Below are 21778 nucleotides of genomic sequence, written 5' to 3' on the forward strand. Positions count from 1 at the left end.
TAACCTTTACCATAATAGCATGAAAAGACATTCATTTCATACAGACAATACAGATAAAGCAAAACTTTCATCAGTGAGGTTATTCTACACTGATTATTCGTTCAAACAACGAGCACTTTATCTCTCAATTATACTTGAATTTCCCATCTAAACATTACACATGTAAGCTCTTCCCCTAAACTTTTGGATGACATTGTGTTAAAACGTATGTCATGTGTATAAGTTGATTGTAGTGGAGACTGGGCGACTCCGTGGGGATCAGCAATAGAGGAACGAAGGCTAAGACCATCACATCCTGTGATAATGCCTTCGTGACCAATATCGTGTTGGCCCGAGACCCTGAAGCGTAGCGGCTCATCGGACGCCCCCAGGAAGCTTTGCTCTGTGCGAAAGCGAAGCGACAGCAACAAAGCGCCCAGTCGGAACGGAAATCAACTCCACGTTATGGTGACGAGCTACTTAAAGTAGAAGATAAGGAATTATAAAATACTTTTGTTTTATTTTCAATGTGAAAGAAGCCCCTCTATATAGACTTCATGTATAATAGGAAAGATTCCTAATTTGAAAAGAAAGTGAGTTTAAATATATGTACGATGTTATCGTTATCGGTGGTGGCCCATCTGGTTTAATGGCTGCTATCGCTGCTGGAGAGCATAAAAAGAAAGTATTATTACTAGAAAAAGGGACGAAGCTTGGCAAAAAATTGGCCATTTCAGGCGGTGGTCGCTGTAATGTCACAAATCGTTTACCTGTTGAAGAAATCGTTAAGCACATACCTGGGAACGGCCGTTTTCTTTACAGCCCATTCACAGTTTACAATAATGAAGATATTATCGCATTTTTCGAAGGACTTGGCGTGGCATTAAAAGAGGAAGATCATGGGCGCATGTTCCCTGTATCTAATCGCGCGCAAGATGTTGTAGATGCACTTATTCGTCAGCTTCAGAGGCTACATGTTGAAGTGCGCTTAAACACACCCGTTAATAAACTGCTAATGGATGAGGAAAAAATTCTTGGGGTACGCCTTACAGATGGCACTGAAATTCGTAGTGAGGCAGTAGTCGTTGCAGTTGGTGGGAAAGCTGTTCCACAAACAGGATCAACAGGAGATGGTTATACATGGGCAGAGCGTGCTGGCCATACAATTACAACTCTTTTCCCTACTGAGGTTCCTGTTCTATCGAAAGAGGATTTTATTCAAACTCGTGAGCTACAAGGGCTTGCCCTAAGAGATGTCGCTGTCTCTGTTTTAAACAAAAAGGGTAAGGTACTCGTAACACATCAAATGGACATGCTCTTTACTCATTTCGGATTAAGTGGTCCTGCTGTTTTACGCTGCAGTCAATTTGTCGTGAAAGAATTAATGAAAACAGGTTACGAGCCTGTGACAATGCGTATTCAAACTCTTGTTGAATATAATGAAGAAACGTGTCTGCAATATTTAAACAAACTCATTAAAGAAGATCCAAAAAAAGCGGTGAAAAATGTTTGGAAAGGAATTGCACCTGAAAGCTGGCTTCTATTTTTGTGTGAACGTGCAGACATCGATGTACAACTGACGGGTACTGAATTATCACAGGATAAAATCCGCAATTTAGCTAAACTACTCGTCAACTTCACAATGACAGTTAGTGGTACGCAATCCCTTGAAAAAGCATTCGTCACTGGAGGTGGCGTCTCCGTTAAAGAGATTGACTCAAAGACAATGGCTTCAAAGAAAAAGGCTGGTTTATTTTTCTGCGGAGAAATCCTTGATATTCATGGCTACACTGGTGGCTATAATATAACATCTGCACTCGTAACAGGACGTATCGCAGGGATGAATGCAGCACTGTAATATACTCTGTATCTCAGACTTCTATCGGCGATTTTTCGGGAGTTATCAGCGATGTTCAGTGTTCTATCAGCGATTCAAGTTACTTCTCATCATATAAAAAGCGTGTCCCGAAATGCGGACACGCTTTTTTAGCTATCTTTAGACATATATACTTCCTCAAATGGTTGAATGATGACAAATCCTTCACCTGAAAACGCCATTTGAATGGATTCACCACTACCACGACCGATAAATGTTCGGAAGCTAATATCTGTTTTAAACTCTGGTGCCAGATTACCTGACCATGCTACTGTGGCATGTGGATCAGTATAGACCGTTTCACCAGGCTTTACTAACAATGTTAACGGCTCGAAATGAGTTGTGATAGCTACCTTCCCTCTTCCTTGTAAGGTTACATTAAACAACCCACCTGACATCACTCCTGCCATTTTACGCATTAAATGAATATCCCAATCAATACTTGGCTCAAAAGCAAGTAAATCATTGCCGTTTACACAAATACTTTCATCCTTTAAATCGAAGACCGTTATTTTTTTCCCTTGATCGGCTAAATAAAGTCGCCCCTTACCTTTCGCTTTCATAAGTTGTGTACCTTCGCCGGTTAATGCTTTTTTAAACATTTTACCGAGGCCATGTTCCAACACACGCTCACGCTCAAACTTAATATCTCCTATATATGAAATCATCGCGCCCATTTTCGACCAAACCTCGCCATTTAGGTTGACCTCTAATACACGCTCAGTTTCTAACTCGAAATATTCATTTTCGTTGTCGTCTTGCTGTGTTTTATTGATAAATTCATTTAAAGAAAATTTCCCCATATCACATTGCCTCCTTATTTATTTTATATACGTTTTAACATATGAAAAGATTCAATCAAATGAAAGAAGTGATAAAAACAAACAATTGAATTATTAGATGACTCTACTAAAAAGACTAGCTTTAAGGGAGCGCGACAAAAAACCAGTTTTAGGTCGCCCTCTTAAAAATGAACCCTACAATTGCTTTCCGTTACAAAATTTCTCTTTTGGTAGCGAAATCACTTTATTTCCCGTAATGATATTGACATCAGACATCAGCTGTTATACATTAAACAGAGATTAATCAAGTGTTATATAACAATAGCTACAAAAAAAAGACCATACAAGCGTCATGTGCGAAATGACTCTCATATGGCCGATACCTTCAAGTGCGAATTGAAAGTATAATTTATTGTGTAGCGGAGACGTCTCCAACCTTTTCAGAAGCTTGTTTTAATGCTGTTCGTTTACGTACATCTGCACGTAAAGTTAATGAAATAATTAATGAAGCAGCAATTAATCCTGTAAACACATAGAATACTGGAATATAACTTCCATAAGCGTTTTTAATTGTGCTCACTAAAAGCGGCCCAAAAATACCACCTAATGACCAAGTTGTTAATAAATAACCATGAATAACTCCGAGTTGTTTCGTACCGAATAAATCACTTGCAAACGCTGGTAGATTCGAGAAACCACCACCATAGCAACTAACAACTAAGAAAATAAGTGCTTGGAAAACAATAACGTTTGTTGTATGCGGTAAGACAATAAATGTAACTAGCTGTGCGATAAAGAAAATGACAAAGACGTTCGAACGACCAATATAGTCAGACACAGCAGCCCATATTAAACGACCACCACCATTAAATAATCCCATTATTCCTACCATTGCTGCGGCTCCCGCAACTGATAATCCTACAATTTCTTGAGCCATTGGAGATGCAACAGAAATCATCATAATACCTGCTGTTACGTTTACTAAATGCATCGACCAAAGCATCCAGAAATGCTTAGTTTTCACAGCTTCACGTGCTGACATGACAGCTAAATCTTTTTTCACTACTTCTTTACCGTTATTTGCAGCAGCCTTCATATTAGCTGGCATATAACCAGGTGCAGGCGGTACTATATATAAAGCCCCTAAAATCATTAACGTGAAATAACTTGCCCCTAAAATAAAGTACGTTGTAGAAATACCTACAGCCTCCATTAAGTTAGCTGCGACTGGCGCTGTAATAAGTGCCCCTGAACCAAATCCAAGTACAGCCATACCTGTTGCTAAACCGCGGCGATCAGGGAACCATTTAACTAATGTCGATACAGGCGAAATATAACCAATACCCATACCCAATCCACTTAGTAAACCATATGTTAACCAGTACAATGTTACGGAATCCATAGAAATCGCTAGTCCCGCACCAGCTTGTCCTGCTCCAAATAGAACAGCTGCTATCATTGCAGATTTACGTGGCCCCATTTTTTCTACTAAGTTACCGAATAATGCTGCTGAAAAACCAGCAAGCCCCATCATTATTGTGAAGGCAACCGTTACGTTTGTTTCACTCCATCCCATTTCTGTGACAATCGGTAGCTTGTATACACTGTATGCATATGCTCCACCGATCGAAAGATGAATAGCGATTGCGGATAATGCAATTAACCATCTATTTTTATTCATAATTTCTCTTTTCTCCCCTCTTTTGCTACCTGTGAAAGTTTTATGAACGTCCCTGAAAACAATTTAACACTTAGAATTATTCAAATGCAAGATGTTTTTTAAAAAAATATTATTTCTCGAAAAAGTATTTTATTTTTCACCCTAGTGATTTTATAACGAAAACCCTACAGCCTCTAAGTAAATAGATGTTTATTAAACGAAAACCACAACATTTTTTAGCTAATATTATTTTTCTACTCTATTATCTAGTTATACATAAATTATTTTGATATAATTAATTTTGTGCATATTTTCACATACAAACTATGTATATTGCCTTTTTTCTAACTCTCATTAATCCTGCACATTTCTTTAATAGGACACAAAAAGATAATCACCATGTAGAAATTTTTAGAATAAAAGAGAATTTTAAAGCTTAAATAAATGAATTTCTTTCCCGTAAAAGGATACTAAAATACGCTATTAAATGATTTATTTAACTTTTAATGGATATTCAATTAAATAAACCCAATACACATTTTGTATATTTCAAAATGAATCATCACTACCCATTCATTTTTATTATTCAAATATATATTTTTTCACTTAAAATGAATCCTGCACATTTTTTAGACTATAGCAAGTAATGCTTTTTAAACTTAAAAGCGACTAAACCAATCAGTTATAACAAAAAACTTTGCTATAGCACACAAGTAATAACAGTAGATTTTGGCGTTAAGCCAAAATAAAATAGTAAAAGTTGTAGGGTGAGATATTTTCCTACAACTTTCTTGAACTAATTCTTTTTTTGTACAATTAAAATCCCTATGATAGATGCCAATATTATAATCAAACTGCTTAAAAACATGGCGAGTTGAATGCTTATATGGTCAATCAAATAGCCAAAAATATAATAGCCAATTGGTAAAAATAAAAGCCCACCGAACATTTGTAAACTTGTCACACGACCAAGGTATTCTTCTTCAATTAATTCTTGTACCGCACTATCCCATATAATCACAAATGAGGTAATAGCAAAACCGATACAAAACAACATCAATAAAGAGAGTAGAAAGATATTTGAAAAGGATAAAAATAAAATGAGCAACCCAACACTAAGCATAAAAAGATAATATTTTTTGAAGTTATTCGAAACCTCGCGTTGCCTACTAATAAACCATGCCCCTAAAAATGCTCCTAATGCCATGCTACTCAATAACCAGCCAAAACTTTCAATCCCCTTAAAGTATTCATTTGCATAAATAGGTAGGATAATAACATCAAATGAGGCAATCCCAATATTTACAACGGAACCAATCAAGATGCTATAACCTAGCCATTTATGTTGAATTAACACTTGGAAACCCTCTTTATATTGTTGCCATAATGTTTTTTTCGATTCAACTGCTGGCTTTCTTTCTATAGATAGAAAGGCAAAGGCGAAAGCGGCAAGTAAAAATGAAACAGCGTTGATACCAAATGTAATAAATATGCTAAAAGTTACGACTAAATAGGCAGCTAGAATAGGTCCAATCATTTCGAAGATTTGTTGTGCCATAGTTCGATAAGAATTGGCTTTTACTAGATATTCTTTATCCACAATACTAGGCAAGATTGCTTTTAATGCTGGACGATATAAAGTATTTAATGTCCCTAAGAAAAAGGTAAGCAAATAGATGTGCCAAATACGAATATGTTTGTTTATGATGAGATAAGTGATTAGTAAAAGAGCAATACCTCTTACTAGATTGATGATAACAATTAGAAACTTCTTAGGTAGCTGATCCACGAGCATACCACCTAAAAGAAGAATCAGCAGTTGAGGTATAATAAACATGCTTTGCGTTGCACTAATATCGCTCGCTTGACCACCTAAATGAATAATTAAAAAAGGCAAGGAAGTTGTAAATAAAGCAGCGCCGATAAATGAAACAATTTGTCCGCTAAATAGCATCACAAAGTTTTTATTTTTCCACATCGTTATTCCTCCAATATGATTCATATTTTTTTGGAGATTTTATGATATTGATTAAAAATAGATTATAATACCTAGATCATTTACCAACATATACAAAATTCTACAGAAAAACTGACCTATCAGTTTTTCTGTGGGACTCTCTTTTTCACTTAAAAGATGAAAAAAGAATTCATTTCTATTAAGGTTATTGCTACCAACCAAACACCAAAGAAAGGATTCTTATAATCTCAACTTCGTAGTTAGATAAACCATTCCTAATGCTGCTAAAGTTGCATTTATAACCGCTCCATTGGCTACAAGGATTACGCGTTTACCCTCTAATACTCTATTAGTTTAATTCTCGCTAGATCTTGATTTGGGGAATTTTTTTGAGGAAACATTCTTGTTCTTTCTTCTTTCGTTAAACCTTCTGCATCTCCATAATCCCGCTCACTAAATTGGGACATTTCTTGTAAAGGAATATTAATGTCTTCTTTAATAATATAATCATTGCCGTCTGCTTTGCTTGATCAATACTTGTATCATTTAAGGGAAAATTTATTCTCCCTTGCAATTTTCCAAGCTATTCCATTCGCTTACCTCATGTCCCACAATACAAATTGTAAATATAAAAAGGCAGAATCAAAATTTGATTCTGCCTTTTATCATATATTAATGAAATGATCCAACCATCAAAAGTGCTTCCATTAAGACTCACCTGTTCTGTAACAAGTAATCTTAACTTTTATAGAAGCATGTAAAGTTGTTTCCTTCATTTATTTAACGACGATATTAACAAGCTTACCTGGAATGACAATAATTTTTACTAAATTTTTGCCTGCCATATACTCTTGTACTTTGTCATCTGCAAGTGCTACTTTTTCGATTTCTTCTTTTGAAGCGTCTTTTGCTACAATGATTTTCGCACGTACTTTGCCGGCAACTTGAACAGCGACTTCCACTTCATCATCAACAAGTTTAGACTCATCATATGTTGGCCATTGCGCATAGGAAAGTGTTTCGCCATGACCTAAAATCTGCCATAACTCTTCAGCAACGTGTGGAACCATTGGAGCTAGCATTTTCACAAAGCCTTCAGCGTAAGCTGTTGGAATAACATCGGCTTTGTAGCAATCATTGATGAATACCATCATTTGTGAAATAGCTGTATTGAAGCGAATACCTTCGTAGTCCTCTGTCACTTTTTTCACAGTTTGATGATATGACTTTTCTAGAGTTTTGTCATCAGAAGCTTGAATTTTCGCAGTGATTGTACCGTCTTCTTCATTGACAAATAGACGCCAAATACGATCTAAGAAACGACGTGCCCCGTCTAAGCCATTTGTTGACCATGCAACAGATGCTTCAAGTGGACCCATAAACATTTCATATAGACGTAAAGTATCAGCACCGTGTGAAGAAATGATTTCATCAGGGTTAACGACATTACCTTTTGATTTAGACATTTTTTCATTACCTTCACCAAGAATCATCCCTTGGTTAAATAATTTGTGGAATGGCTCTTTCGTGTGTACAACACCTAAATCGTATAATACTTTGTGCCAGAAGCGAGCGTATAGTAAGTGTAATACGGCATGCTCTGCCCCACCGATATAAATATCCACTGGTAACCAGCGTTTCAGTAACTCAGGATCCGCAATTGCTTCTTTATTTGTTGGGTCAATATAACGTATGAAGTACCAGCTAGAACCTGCCCACTGTGGCATCGTGTTCGTTTCTCGACGACCTTTTTTGCCTGTTTCAGGGTCAACAACATTCACCCATTCAGAAATATTCGCTAGTGGAGATTCACCAGTACCCGAAGGACGAATATTATCTGTTTTTGGTAGCATTAATGGTAATTCTGATTCTGGCACTGGCGTCGTTGTACCATCTTCCCAATGAATCATAGGGATTGGCTCACCCCAGTAACGTTGACGAGAGAATAACCAGTCGCGAAGACGGTAAGAAATTTTCTTCTCTCCTACACCTTTTTCCTCAAGCCATTCAATTGCCTTAGCAATACCGTCCTCTTTGTTCAAGCCATCAAGGAAGTCAGAGTTAATGTGCTTACCATCTCCTGTGAATGCTTCTTTACTAATGTCTCCACCTTCAAGAACAGGAGTAATTTCTAAACCAAATTCTTTTGCAAATTCATAGTCACGCTCATCATGTGCTGGAACTGCCATGATTGCACCTGTACCATATGATACTAATACGTAGTCTGCAATCCAAATCGGCATTTTCTTACCGTTAATTGGATTCACTGCATAGGCACCTGTGAATACGCCTGTTTTTTCTTTCGCTAGATCTGTACGTTCTAAATCAGATTTCATTTTTACTTTATCTAAATAAGCTTCAACAACTTGACGTTGTTCAGCAGTTGTAATTTGCTCCACTAAATGATGTTCAGGTGCAAGAACACAGTATGTAGCACCAAATAAAGTATCAGGACGAGTTGTAAATACTGTGAAGTTTTCATCTGTGCCATCTATACTAAATGTTACTTCTGCACCTTCTGAACGGCCAATCCAGTTTCGTTGCATATCCTTAATAGACTCTGGCCAATCAACTTCCTCTAAGTCGTCGATTAAACGATCAGCAAAGGCAGTAATTTTAAGCATCCATTGTTTCATCGGACGACGTTCTACCGGGTGACCACCACGCTCTGACTTTCCATCAATAACTTCTTCGTTTGCAAGTACTGTTCCTAGTGCTGGACACCAGTTTACAGCTACTTCATCTACATAAGCTAAACCTTTTTTATAAAGTTGGATAAAGATCCATTGTGTCCATTTATAATATTCTGGATCTGTTGTGTTAATTTCACGATCCCAATCATAGCTAAAGCCTAGCTCTTGGATTTGACGCTTGAATGTCGCAATATTTTTCGCTGTAAATTCTGCTGGGTCATTTCCTGTATCAAGTGCATATTGTTCTGCTGGTAAACCGAATGCATCCCAGCCCATAGGATGTAGCACGTTATAGCCTTGCATGCGCTTGAAGCGTGAAAGGATGTCTGTCGCTGTGTAGCCCTCTGGATGTCCTACATGAAGACCTGCACCAGATGGGTATGGGAACATATCTAATGCATAAAATTTCGGTTTTTCTGTTTCATTTTCAGTTTTGAAAGTTTTGTTATCAGCCCAATATTGCTGCCACTTTTTTTCAATTTGTTGATGATTAAAACTCATTATTTTTCCTCCTTTGAATGCGTCATACTTTTCACTTAAAGAATTGACAAAATATTTAAAAAATAAAAAAACTCGTCCCTTCCTTTGTCAGAAAGGGACGAGAGAATTCGTATCTCCCGCGGTACCACCCACATTAGTGATCACACTCGGCTCTTGCTTCCTTAACGCGGAATGAACGGCACGCGCTATTTCACGCGGGCAGACTCAGAAGGCGAGTTCAATTTGCTTTCCTACTAGCTCCCACCAACCGCTAGCTCTCTAAAAAGAACCACAAATTTACTATTCCTCATCACTGTCTTTACAAGTATTGCATTTATTCTAATAGAAAGTATTGAAAAGCACAAGACTTTGTTTACATCCTACCCATTTTTGAACAATTCAATCCCTATTTGTTACAGTTATTTTAAACTACGAGAAAGCTCCGTAAAGATAACCCCTAGCGCATAAGCACCAGCATCCGGATAGCCTAGGCTTCTTTCACCAACTGTACCAGCACGACCCATTCGAGCAACGATTCCTTTTGTATATTCCGCTCCTTTAACCGCAGCCTCTGCTCCGTTTTCAAAAGCTGTTTTAAAATCCGTACCAGCTGCAGCGCTTTCTAACCAAGCATTTACACAAGGTACAAACGCATCTACAAGCGTTTTATCGCCTACCTCTGCCCCTCTTCCAAAAGAGCGCTCACCGACAGACTGTATACCTTTAAGCGTAGCTTGTAACATTTCAGCAAACTCACTGACTGTTAATTCCATTTTTTCTTCTACAGCTTTACTTGCAGCTCGGAAAGCCCCGCCCCATATTGGACCAGAAGCTCCTCCGCAATGCTCCATAATTACCATAGAACTCGCATCAAGGAAAGTCCCAATATTTAAATGTTCTTGATTTAGAATCGAGCTCCATTCTCGTTTCAATTGCTTAAATCCTTTAGCGACGCTCATTCCGAAATCGCCATCACCTGCATGGGTATCCAATTCGCAGAAAGGTACTTCGTTCTTAATAATAATTTCGCTCATTTTATCTACGAGATAAATCATATTACTTAATGTGATTACCTCATTTTTGATGATCGCGTGTTCTTCCTCTGTTTCCGTCTCAAAGAAAACTTGCTTCTCTTCTACGTGATCAATAATATCTACGTATTCTACACTCTTAACTGGTCCATCTACCTTAAATGCAGGGGTATTACATTCTTTCGAAAGCAATGTTTTCAGCTCATCATCTAGTTTCATTACTGTTAGAGATATTCCAGCCATATCAATACTTGTCATGTAATTGCCGACAAACGTTCTATTGATTCGTATCTTTCTTTTACTCAATTCTCTAGTCACTGCATTGTTAAACAGATAAAGTTCTTGAAGCGGTGTACCACCAAATCCATTTACTAGAACAGCTATTTCAGCATCTTCATCTAGCCCTAAATCTTTCATAAGGTCATTTGTCATACGTAAAGCTAAGTCATCTGCAGCCATCATTTTTTCTCGTTTTCTTCCTGGCTCTCCATGAATACCGACGCCATATTCCATCTCATCTTCACCCAATTTGAATGTCGGTGAGCCACTAGCCGGAACTGTACAGGAGGTTAGCGCTAGACCAATTGTTCGAACATTTGCCGCTGCTTTTTCTGTCACAGCTTTGACCTGCATCAAATCCATACCTTCTTCCGCGGCGGCACCAGCGATTTTATGTACTAACACAACTCCCGCAACGCCCCGGCGTCCTACTGTATAAAGACTATCTTCTACTGCGATATCATCATCTACGCGGACATATTCTACTTGAATGCCATCCTCAGAAGCTAATTGAGCACCATTTTTAAAGTTCATAATATCTCCGCTGTAATTTTTAATAATGAGCAGTGTACCTTTTTTGCTAGCTGTTGCTTTAATTGCTTGATATACCTGTATTTGTGAAGGAGAAGCAAAGACATCACCACATACTGCAGCATCCAACATTCCTTTCCCGACTAACCCCGCATGTGCCGGTTCATGTCCACTACCGCCACCGCTAATTAAAGTTACCTTATTTTCATTCATTTCTTTTTTCTTAATTACTTTATATGTTTTTAACAACTCAAGTTCCGGATGAGCCATAACCATCCCATTGCACATTTCCATAACGAGTGTTTCAGGTTGATTCATAATTTTCTTCATTTTTATTCCTCCCGTGTAAGCTTGGTTATATTCTTCGCAGCCTATTCATATCCATACTTCTATAATTATTCTTAGGAGATTCCTGCTATGATATGATTTCTTTTATTTGAAAGCATATTCTTATTAATTATAGCAAAATGAAAGCGTTTTATCGAAAAGGACAAAATGAACGATTTGTCTAAAAACACTCAGCTTTTTTATAGAAAGAGAATAAAGTTGTAGAGATGATTATCATAACCTCTCAGGCAGTTCATCTCCCACCTAACTTCTACGCTTTCATAGAAGTACGAGTTGGGAGACTTGTACCTGATGCTTCGCTTTCGGTGAGATAAATCACTGCCCGTTAACGCGGGATAAAGTTAAACTTTAAGCAGGGGGGACTTTCTCTACCCCCACTGCTTATTAGTCTTCACCAATCGGGCGTTAACGGGCAGTTTATCTTCCTGATAACTTACTGCCCGTTAACGCGGGATAAAGTTAAACTTTAAGCAGGGGGGACTTTCTCTATCCCCACTGCTTATTAGTCTTCACCAATCGGGCGTTTACGGGCAGTTTATCTTCCTGATAACTTACTGCCCGTTAACGCGGGATAAAGTTAAACTTTAAGCAGGGGGATTTTCTCCATCCCCACTGCTTATTAGTCTTCACCAATCGGGCGTTTACGGGCAGTTTATCTTCCTGATAACTTACTGCCCGTTAACGCGGGATAAAGTTAAACTTTAAGCAGGGGGGACTTTCTCTATCCCCACTGCTTATTAGTCTTCACCAATCGGGCGTTTACGGGCAGTTTATCTTCCTGATAACTTACTGCCCGTTAACGCGGGACAATTCCTGACATTCACGGAAAGCAAAATGCTTACATCCAATACATTTATTTGTATCTAAATAGCTTAAAGCTTTATTTATGGCTTCTCCTGTACGCTGATAGAAATTCTCTTCACCAATTTCAGCATATAAACCATTTTTTTGTAGTGCTAACTTCAATTCATCTTGCACACCTGTAACTAAAATAGTGCCACCCTGGGCTTTAAAATTCCGGATGACATTACCAAAATATGTCTCACCTGTCGTATCCATAAAAGGCACTTTACTCATACGTAATATCAAAACTTTTTGTTGTTGTTGAATGGAACTTACAATTGCCTCCTCAAAAGTTTGAGCTGCACCAAAGAATAGCGGGCCCTCAACTGTATAAATACTAATTTGTGGACAATCACGTTTCTGATGAACAACATGTGATTGTACCTTCCCACTCTCTTTCGAATGATCCGGTAATACTTTTGTTACTACAAGCTTTTCGCTCATACGCTTCGCAAATAATACGACTGCTAACACAAGTCCAACCTCAACAGCTAATGTTAAGCTTGTAAAGACAGTCAGTAAAAACGTAATCATTAAAACGAGAGAATCTCCTGATTTTAATTTAACGATATGCGCAAAATGCTTTTGCTCACTCATATTCCAAGCTACAACCATTAAAACTGGAGCCATACTTGCTAATGGAATATGTGAAGCAAATGGCGCTAGTAATAATAAAGTGACTAATACAAATACACCGTGAATAATACCTGATATCGGTGATACTGCACCTGTTTTAATATTTGTCGCAGTACGAGCAATAGCTCCTGTAGCAGGGATTCCTCCAAAGAAAGGAGTAACGATATTAGCAATTCCTTGACCAACGAGTTCTCGATTACTATTATGCTTTGTATTTGTCATGCCATCTGCTACGACTGCAGATAGAAGTGATTCAATTCCACCAAGCATGGCAATCACAAACGCTGGTCCAATAAGTAACTGAATTTTCTCTAATGTGATCTCTGGAATTGCAAAATTCGGTAATGTATTTGGAATTTGACCATAGGCCGTTGCGATTGTGGCAACTTGTCCAGAAAAAAAGAACGTTGCAATTAATGTAGAAACAACAATGCCTGCTAACGCCCCTGGAACTTTGGGTAAAACTTTAGGTGTTATTAAAATTATGATGAGACTAGTGATTGCCGTTAAAACACTATAAAAGTTTGTTGTACCAATATGCATAACAATTTCTTTTACATTGTCAATAAAATACTCGTGTCTTTTAATATTAGTCAAACCTATGAAATTGGCAATTTGTCCTGTAAATATAATAACTGCAATTCCCGCTGTAAAACCTATTGTCACGGGACGGGGGATAAATTTAATTAATGAGCCAAGCTTAAACAAGCCCATTAAACACAAAATAACCCCTGCCATTAATCCAGCAATAAGTAAGTTTTCATAGCCATACGAAATGACTACCCCTAACAGAATTGGTACAAACGCACCTGTAGGTCCTCCGATTTGAAACTTCGAACCACCCAAAAGAGAAATAAGTATTCCAGCAATAAAAGCTGTATATATTCCATACTCAGGCTTAACACCTGACGCAATGGCAAAAGACATTGCCAGCGGTATTGCCACAATCCCGACAATAATCCCTGATATTAAATCTTTCTTCAAATGATGAACAGAATATCCTGCATATCGCCCTGTAAACAGTGACTTCATCTATAAATCTTCCCTTCAAAATAATAAGCAAGGTAAATGTTTCATAAGAACACAGTCTACAAAATTTACATATCCTCTTCATTATTTTCGTTAATAGTCATTTCTTCTAATCTTGAAATTGTATTTATCAAATGATTGTTGAAAATATCCTTTGCAACACCAAGTAATTCTCCAATCATCGGATCACTTAAAGAATAATAAACTTTTTTCCCCTCTTTCGTCCCATGCACAATATTTTTGCCTCGTAATACACTTAATTGCTGAGAAACAGCTGAGCCCTCTTTTTCTAAGCAGCTTTGAATTTCATTGACATTTTTTTTACCATCTACAAGTAATTCTAGAATTCTAATTCGTAATGGATGTGCTAAAGCTTTAAAAAAATCTGCCTTAAATTGCTGCAAGCTCTCTTCCACATAAATCCCTCCAAGTTTCATATTCATATATTCAAATATTTGAATATGTATGATTGATTGTACGCTACAATATGCTAACTTTCAATAGCAAACATAAAAAAACGAGCAAAAAACGTGTTTCCCACACGGTTTTCGCTCGTTTTGAAAATATTTTTGTTAAATCTAACTATCGTTCTGTCACTGTTTTACGTAAAGGATAATCATAGATTAGGCATGGAATAATCGCAAACAATACTATAATTACTAGGATTAATACGAGTACAATCATGCCAAACTGATCGACCATAATACCACCAAATAGAGGGCCAATCATACGGCCAGTTGTTGCCGCACTATTAATAATCCCTTGATAAAAGCCCTGACGCCCTTTTGGCGCAAGCTGATTGGCGATGGTAGGTAAAGCAGGCGTATAAAACATTTCACCAAAAGTCAGCACAACCATCGCTGCCCCAAACATTTTAAAATCACTTGCAAATGCAATGATTCCAAAGGATATTGCGATAAGGATAACACCAAATACTAATTGACGCTTCAATTTATTTTCCCAGCGTTTCACTAACGGAGCAATTAGCGGTTGCCCTAAAACGATAAGTAGTCCATTAATAGTCCAAAGTAAGCTGTACTGTTTCAATCCTAATCCTAGATCTTGTGTATAGGAAGAAATAGTCGCACTCCATTGCGAATAAGCTAGCCAGCATAGTACAGAGGAAGCACTTATAATTAATAATGCATAAAATGGCGCTTTATTAATAATTCGCTTACTTTCTCCCACGACATTCTTCGGTGCAATGCTCCCCGCTTCTAATCGTTTAAAAGTAAAAAACGCGATAAAAAAGAACAAAATATACATAGCTAAGTTGACCTTAAAGACGTAGTCAAATTTGTAATCAGCAACAACACCAGCTAGTGCAGGTCCAATGGCTACTCCTAAATTTTGAGCTAAATAAATTGCGTTAAAAGCCTTTCGTCCGCCCTCAGGCCACGCAGTTCCAGCTAAAGCAAACATTCCTGGGAAGACAATACCCCCACTAAAGCCAAGTATCGTTAAAATCCACACATAATGCGGCCAGCCGTGCCAAATCGTTAAAGCAATTAATGAAGCAATCGTCAAAAGAATGCCCAACATTGTTGATTTATAGCCACCTATTCTATCAAATAAGTAACCGCCTAAGAGATTTCCTAATACACCAGCAGCAGAATTCAACATCAACACAAAGCCAGCCATCGCAAGTGACTTCCCTAAATAATCGTGCATATAAATGGCGTTTAAAGGCCATAAAAACGAGTTGCCCGTCGTGTTCACAAGCATTCCGATAATTAAAAACCAAACACTTTTTGGCATAGATTGACCTCCATTATTTCGCTACTCTAAATAGTTAGTTTATGTTGAAAAATACAAAAGCACAAGAAAAATAATTTTACTCTTTTTACATACTCTTTAGAATATATTTTGTGTAGCTTTCGTTCTGTCCACCTCATGATTAACTCCGGTTGATGTACTTTTTGCTCAGCTTCCCACAGCATTCACTCCGGTCATTCACATAATATTAAATTCTTCCCTCATGACGGAAGCACTAGCACGTGATAAAATATAGTGTTAGAGGAGTGAAATAAATGACAGAAACAAACTTTCCTTTTCCTTCAGATGGAAAAAGATATTATACATGGAATCGCTATTTACGTGAGCAATTTGGTCATAAAGTTTTTAAGGTAGCACTAGACGCGGGCTTTGACTGTCCAAATCGTGATGGTACCGTTGCCTTTGGAGGCTGTACGTTTTGTAGTGCAGCAGGTTCAGGTGATTTTGCGGGCAACAAAGTTGATCCTATCGAAGTGCAATTTGCTGAAATCCGTGACAAAATGCATCAAAAATGGAAGGACGGCAAATACATGGCCTACTTCCAAGCATATACAAATACACACGCACCACTTCCTGTATTAAAGGAAAAATTTGAAGCTGCATTGGCTCAAGAGGGTGTTGTTGGATTATCTATTGCAACGCGACCAGATTGTCTTCCAGATGATGTAGTTGAATATTTAGCTGAATTAAACGAGCGCACCTATTTATGGATTGAGCTCGGACTTCAAACAGTGCATGAAAAAACAGCAAATCTTATCAACCGTGCCCACGACTATGCAACATATGTGGAAGGTGTTGAAAAGCTACGAAAGCATGGTATTCGTGTATGCTCTCACATTATTAATGGCCTTCCTCTTGAGGACTATGACATGATGATGGAAACTGCTCGTGAAGTCGCAAAGCTTGACGTACAAGGTATTAAAATTCATTTACTACACCTTTTAAAAGGTACACCAATGGTTAAGCAATATGAAAAGGGCATGTTAGAATTTTTAGATCAGGACATTTATACAAAGCTAGTAGCAGATCAACTTGAAATTCTACCACCAGATATGGTTATTCACCGTATTACAGGTGATGGACCAATTGATTTAATGATTGGCCCTATGTGGAGTGTTAATAAATGGGAAGTATTAAATGGCATTGATGCAGAGCTTGAACGCCGTGGAAGCTGGCAAGGGAAATTTTATCAAGCTGAGGTTGCCAAATGAAGCTACAACGCGTTTTACAATATGCACAACAGCTGATAAAAGATACAGTTGAAGAGGGCGACACTGTAGTAGACGCCACAGCAGGAAACGGCCACGATACATTGTTTTTAGCACAACTTGTCGGTGATGAAGGTCAAGTATACGCCTTTGATGTTCAAAAGAGCGCTGTTGATGCAACTCTCCATCGCCTTTTAGACAATGGCTTAGAGCATCGTGCACTTGTTTTAAATAGAGGGCATGAAGAAGTAGCCAACTATGTCCACAAGCCAGTAGCTGCTGCAATTTTCAATCTTGGTTATTTGCCTGGTAGTAATCACGACATCGTTACACAGCCAAATACAACAATACAAGCACTTGAAGATTTGCTAAAGCTGCTCAAAATCGGTGGTCTTATTGTTCTTGTCATTTATCACGGTCATCCGGGTGGTAAAGAAGAACGAGATGCTGTGATAGAATATGTCAGTCAACTTCCCCAAAAATATGTACATGTATTAAAATACGAGTTTCTAAATCAACAAAATGATCCACCCTTTGTGATTGCTTTGGAGAAAATGAAAGATTATTAAATTTCACATCAGTAAAGTGTGAGAGATCAACGTTTCTAACATTGATTTCTCACGCTTTTTAAGGTTTTGAGCAGTTATGTCTCAGCGTCTTCTTTGTTTTACTCGCTCGCATTTTGTCGCCACAAAAATTCAGTGAAGACATTCCAATTGCCCCCCAAATAGTTATACATCCATTATGGTATATAATCTTAAAAAAAGGGGGGGTGAAAATCACAAAAAAAATATTTATATCAAGTCCATTACCCTATTTATTACTGGTACTTTCAATTTTTCTACTCTTCCTTAAAAGTAATTTTGTACTATGGTCAATACTAGCTTTTGTACTAACAACAATTAATTTAATAGATAAAAAAAATGAAAACCAAGATGAAAAAGAACTTATCCTTGCAAAAAAAGGTTAGATATAACTTTTAGAATTTTTTTATCCATAAGCATTATATATATCATTATTAATAACTTCTTTTTTGAACTAGATACATCTTTTGTTTTATATACTCTTCTTTTAATACCTTTAACTTCACTATTAATACTAGCAAAAAAATGAACAAATCCCCCAAGAAAATGCTCTTTAGCATTTTTCATGGGGGATTTGCTTAAAGTAGAAATTATATAAAACTAATATCTAACTTACCTGAGCAAACATACCATTACTTTATAAAAGCGCTTTGATTTTAAACGGCTTAAAATGACAAAAATATTTTGTTTATCATGAAAGAAGGATTTTTCTAACCCTGAAACCACTTATGCTTTTTTATATTGCTATTGCTAATAAGTAAAGCTCTCGTCGAAAAGATCGAGAACTTACTTTCTTTTTAATATTTTTTATGGATAGGGAAAAATATAACTATTAATAACATTCCTAAATACAAAGGATACTTTAAAAATTCATTTGTTGAATACCCCAATAAATAAGTCATACCTATTAACATCATTACTATACCAATTGCAAACAAACCAAATCTTATTTTTTTCTTCACACATTTCCCTCCAAATTTAAAATTCTACCTCATTTTGAGCTTGCCTCTTTTAGTTTAAGTAATATCGATTTGTTGCGAGACCTAAATAAGTTGGTTCTACCTAACCCTATAACTAATTTAAGCGCTTTTCCTCCTGCTCTTTCTTTTATTTAAAAATATGGTATCAAAAAGGGACAGCTTGATGCTATCTCTTTAAACTCTTAGTTCAAAAATAGTAAAAAAGTCTACTGGATTCTTCTTTCTTAAAATTAATTTAATTGAATGGTTGTTTTTAACGTTAATATTTACACTATATATAATAGATGTACATCAAAAACTATAAAAAGGAGTGTTTTATTTATGGCTAGTGCTGTCATTGATGCAAATATTGCAGTAACAGGTGTTACAAAAAACACTAATGGAACAATTAAAGTAACTTATAAAGTAAAGGTAAAAGATGCAGGGAAAAAAGGCATTTCTATTGGCTACGAATGGCCAAGTAATTATCGATTAAGTGATAGTAGTTTTACAACAGTAGCTAATACTGTTGGTACTCATACTATTACTCTTCCTAAACCAAAAGTTAATGCTATTGGAACTCAAAATGTTGTTGCTAAACTTTCAGGAAGATACACGGAGAGCAAACATCTTAAGTCAGTATTTAATTATCCTGATAAAAAAGAAGTAACATATCATGAAGTTAGTAAATTAGAGGCTGGAGCTGAATATTTTGTAGTTGTAGGTTTAGGTGCCGCAATTGAGTATTACTTCAAAAAAAGTAAAATTGGATTCGTTTTAGGCAAAGCATATTTAGGATTCATAACTTATTATGGTCTTACTAGTATTGGTGTAATTGAAGATTTTCCACCAGCAGTTGTAGGACAGTATCTAAAGGTTACAACTTGGTATTCTTCTCAAGGATTCCATGTGAAAACTGAAATTTGGGCAAATAAATCTTCGTTTGATAAAAAAGCAAAAGCCATTTATGTTGGAACAGCAGTTTCTAAATGGTAAAACTTTGTTTACAGTCTCAGACTATAAACGACAGTGGATACGCGGTTTGATTGGGAAGAGACTACGTTTTCCAAATGGATTGATGAATGGAAAAGTGAAGATGAACCCTTTGTTGAGAATCTAATTCAAGAAGTTATTCAAGAAATGTCACATCAAAAGATTATTGCTGATGAGAAAAAATCATCAATTATGATTACACCTGAAAGCATTGACACTTTACTGCAAATGGTAGAGGAAAATAAAGCTAAATATGAACACAGCGATAAATATTTAGATATATTAAATCGTTGGAAACAAGGTGATTTTAAATCGGTTGATAAAGACCATAATGATATGTGGCATATTCAAGGAACAAAAGAAGGTGGACTAGCCATTGGTATTGCTACAAAAGAGCAAGAACAAGACTATATATTCCAAGTCTTTGGTATTCCAGTAGCAAGAGACTGAGTCATAAGTATGTTTTCACAGCAAAATTAAAAAAATTTCACATCAGAAAAGCGCGAGAAATCAACATTCCTAACATTGATTTCTCACGCTTTTTAAGGTTTTGACCTCTATTATCTATTTATTTTTACGTTTTTCATTATAATCTACCCAGAAATCTGCACCTTTAATTCCCAGTTTACGAGGATCAAAAACAGGATCTTTTCCTTCTTTTTTCTGTTTCTCATAGTCCTTTAATGCGACTATAGCAGGCTTCATAATAATTAAAATCGCTAAAACGTTAATCCAAACCATTAGGCCTAATCCAACATCCCCCATCGCCCAAGCAAGATCGGATGTGCGGACTGTACCGTAAAACGCAGAAATTAAAATTGCAAATTTAGCAAGCCATATGACGACTTTTTCTGTAGCTCCTGAGAATAAATAAGCCACATTTGTTTCGGCAATGTAGTAGTATGCCATAATTGTCGTAAAAGCAAAGAAGAATAAGGCAATTGCTACGAATGGTCCACCAAAACCTGGTAGTGAAGAATCGACTGCATATTGTGTGAAGGCTGCACCTTCTTTAATACTTTTCGCAAATGTTATTTGTTCTTCTCCCGTTAATCCGCCTTTATTGAAATCACCAACATAAACATATGAATCAGCGCCATCTGCTGCTTTTTCATCGTGTACATTATACATACCAGTAAATAAAATCATAAATGCTGTAGCTGAACAGATTAATAGAGTGTCAATATACACAGAAGCTGCTTGAACGATACCTTGTTTAGCAGGGTGTGATACTTCTGCTGCCGCTGCCGGATGCGCACCTGTTCCTTGACCTGCTTCATTTGAATAAATACCACGTTTAACCCCCCATGCAATAGCGGAGCCAATAATACCACCAAAGATTTCATGCGCACCAAATGCGCTAGAAAAAATTAATCCAAATACAGCTGGTACTTCTTTAATATTCATTGCAATAATAATGATGGCCATCAGAATATAGGCTAATGCCATAAACGGTACAATGATCTGTGCAGCATTGGCAATCCATTTAACACCACCGATAATAATAGTACCTAATAATACGACAATAACAAGTCCTGTAATCCAAGTCTTAACATCGAAAGCGTTTTCAACAGCTGTCGCAATTGCATTCGATTGAACACCCGGCATCAAAATTAACATGGCAGCTAATGCGGCAACAGCAAAAATAACTGCAAACCACTTTTGCCCCATTCCTTTTTCTATGTAAAAAGCTGGCCCGCCACGATATTCTGTATCTTTCTCTTCTTTATAAATTTGAGCCAACGTCGACTCAACGTAAGCAGTTGCCGCACCGATAAAGGCGATTGCCCACATCCAAAAAACAGCACCAGGTCCCCCCATCCCGATTGCTGTAGCAGTACCGGCAATATTACCTGTACCTACTCGACCAGATAATGCGATAGACATCGCTTGGAAAGATGAAATCCCTTTATCCGATTTTTCGCCTTTAAACATTAAAACAAACATATCTTTAATGTGTCTTACTTGTAGGAACCGCGTAATAATTGAAAAGAAGAGCCCAATTAACAAAATGCCATAAATAAACCACGGTCCCCATAAAATCTCATTAATTTTCCCAACGATTGTTTCCATTTTACCCCTCCAATGTGAAAAATATAACTTTAAGTCATTATAGTATTACACTTTTCTGAAA

The 21778-nt window shown here is 37.0% G+C and carries 17 protein-coding genes and 1 other annotated feature; of the genes, 6 read left to right on the forward strand and 11 right to left on the reverse strand.

What is annotated here, in order from left to right; translation table 11 throughout:
• Positions 1-128: 128 nt before the first annotated feature.
• Positions 129-410 carry a hypothetical protein gene (locus tag ACYQ73_RS15985; protein WP_460013403.1) on the reverse strand — a complete coding sequence of 94 codons (282 nt, stop codon included), beginning with the start codon at positions 408-410 and terminating at the stop codon, positions 129-131.
• 176 nt (positions 411-586) lie between these two features.
• Between ACYQ73_RS15985 and ACYQ73_RS15990 the strand changes: the two genes are divergently transcribed.
• Entirely contained in the window at positions 587-1837 is a 1251-nt protein-coding gene (locus tag ACYQ73_RS15990) for a BaiN/RdsA family NAD(P)/FAD-dependent oxidoreductase (RefSeq protein ID WP_460013404.1), read from the forward strand.
• Between the two features lie 128 nt (positions 1838-1965).
• On the opposite strand, the gene ACYQ73_RS15995 is transcribed toward ACYQ73_RS15990, so the two are convergent.
• The 8 genes from ACYQ73_RS15995 to ACYQ73_RS16030 all read right to left on the reverse strand — a co-directional run bounded on the left by ACYQ73_RS15995 (position 1966) and on the right by ACYQ73_RS16030 (position 15882).
• A complete protein-coding gene (locus ACYQ73_RS15995) occupies positions 1966-2658 on the reverse strand; it encodes an AIM24 family protein (RefSeq protein ID WP_053485054.1) in 693 nt (230 codons plus the stop codon).
• 388 nt (positions 2659-3046) lie between these two features.
• The gene (locus ACYQ73_RS16000; RefSeq protein ID WP_460013405.1) at positions 3047-4318 is read right to left on the reverse strand and encodes an L-lactate MFS transporter; all 1272 of its coding nucleotides are present in this window, start codon (positions 4316-4318) and stop codon (positions 3047-3049) included.
• 775 nt (positions 4319-5093) lie between these two features.
• On the reverse strand, positions 5094-6275 hold the full coding sequence (locus ACYQ73_RS16005) for an MFS transporter (RefSeq protein ID WP_460013406.1): 1182 nt from the start codon (positions 6273-6275) through the stop codon (positions 5094-5096).
• A 755-nt stretch (positions 6276-7030) separates the two neighbouring features.
• Entirely contained in the window at positions 7031-9448 is a 2418-nt protein-coding gene (gene leuS / locus ACYQ73_RS16010) for a leucine--tRNA ligase (RefSeq protein WP_460013407.1), read from the reverse strand.
• Positions 9449-9538: 90 nt separating this feature from the next.
• Positions 9539-9750 (reverse strand) — a binding site (T-box leader).
• 96 nt (positions 9751-9846) lie between these two features.
• Entirely contained in the window at positions 9847-11598 is a 1752-nt protein-coding gene (dhaK, locus tag ACYQ73_RS16015; protein ID WP_460013408.1) for a dihydroxyacetone kinase subunit DhaK, read from the reverse strand.
• An 804-nt stretch (positions 11599-12402) separates the two neighbouring features.
• Positions 12403-14127, reverse strand: coding sequence for a SulP family inorganic anion transporter (locus tag ACYQ73_RS16020; RefSeq protein WP_460013409.1), 1725 nt, complete (start codon positions 14125-14127; stop codon positions 12403-12405).
• Positions 14128-14192: 65 nt separating this feature from the next.
• Entirely contained in the window at positions 14193-14540 is a 348-nt protein-coding gene (locus tag ACYQ73_RS16025; RefSeq protein WP_049667424.1) for an ArsR/SmtB family transcription factor, read from the reverse strand.
• Between the two features lie 166 nt (positions 14541-14706).
• On the reverse strand, positions 14707-15882 hold the full coding sequence (locus ACYQ73_RS16030; RefSeq protein WP_460013410.1) for an MDR family MFS transporter: 1176 nt from the start codon (positions 15880-15882) through the stop codon (positions 14707-14709).
• A 272-nt stretch (positions 15883-16154) separates the two neighbouring features.
• On the opposite strand from ACYQ73_RS16030, the gene ACYQ73_RS16035 reads away from it, so the two are divergent.
• From ACYQ73_RS16035 to ACYQ73_RS16045, 3 genes are all read left to right on the forward strand, one after another.
• On the forward strand, positions 16155-17111 hold the full coding sequence (locus ACYQ73_RS16035) for a tRNA modification radical SAM protein MnmL/YtqA (protein ID WP_370081976.1): 957 nt from the start codon (positions 16155-16157) through the stop codon (positions 17109-17111).
• Entirely contained in the window at positions 17108-17677 is a 570-nt protein-coding gene (locus ACYQ73_RS16040; RefSeq protein WP_460013411.1) for a tRNA (mnm(5)s(2)U34)-methyltransferase, read from the forward strand. Before ACYQ73_RS16035 ends, ACYQ73_RS16040 begins: the two co-directional genes overlap by 4 nt.
• 113 nt (positions 17678-17790) lie before the next feature.
• Entirely contained in the window at positions 17791-18078 is a 288-nt protein-coding gene (locus tag ACYQ73_RS16045; protein WP_460013412.1) for a hypothetical protein, read from the forward strand.
• Between the two features lie 411 nt (positions 18079-18489).
• Here the strand turns inward: ACYQ73_RS16045 and ACYQ73_RS16050 are convergent, their stop codons facing one another.
• Positions 18490-18654, reverse strand: a complete 165-nt coding sequence (locus ACYQ73_RS16050; RefSeq protein WP_460013413.1) for a hypothetical protein — start codon at positions 18652-18654, stop codon at positions 18490-18492.
• A 339-nt stretch (positions 18655-18993) separates the two neighbouring features.
• Between ACYQ73_RS16050 and ACYQ73_RS16055 the strand changes: the two genes are divergently transcribed.
• Both ACYQ73_RS16055 and ACYQ73_RS16060 read left to right on the forward strand, forming a co-directional pair.
• On the forward strand, positions 18994-19647 hold the full coding sequence (locus ACYQ73_RS16055) for a hypothetical protein (protein ID WP_460013414.1): 654 nt from the start codon (positions 18994-18996) through the stop codon (positions 19645-19647).
• 33 nt (positions 19648-19680) lie between these two features.
• Complete coding sequence (locus ACYQ73_RS16060) at positions 19681-20094, forward strand: DUF6241 domain-containing protein (protein WP_460013415.1); 414 nt, start codon at positions 19681-19683, stop codon at positions 20092-20094.
• A 114-nt stretch (positions 20095-20208) separates the two neighbouring features.
• On the opposite strand, the gene ACYQ73_RS16065 is transcribed toward ACYQ73_RS16060, so the two are convergent.
• Positions 20209-21717 carry an alanine/glycine:cation symporter family protein gene (locus ACYQ73_RS16065; RefSeq protein WP_460013416.1) on the reverse strand — a complete coding sequence of 503 codons (1509 nt, stop codon included), beginning with the start codon at positions 21715-21717 and terminating at the stop codon, positions 20209-20211.
• Positions 21718-21778: the final 61 nt, after the last annotated feature.

This window comes from Lysinibacillus sp. CTST325 (genome assembly GCF_054665055.1).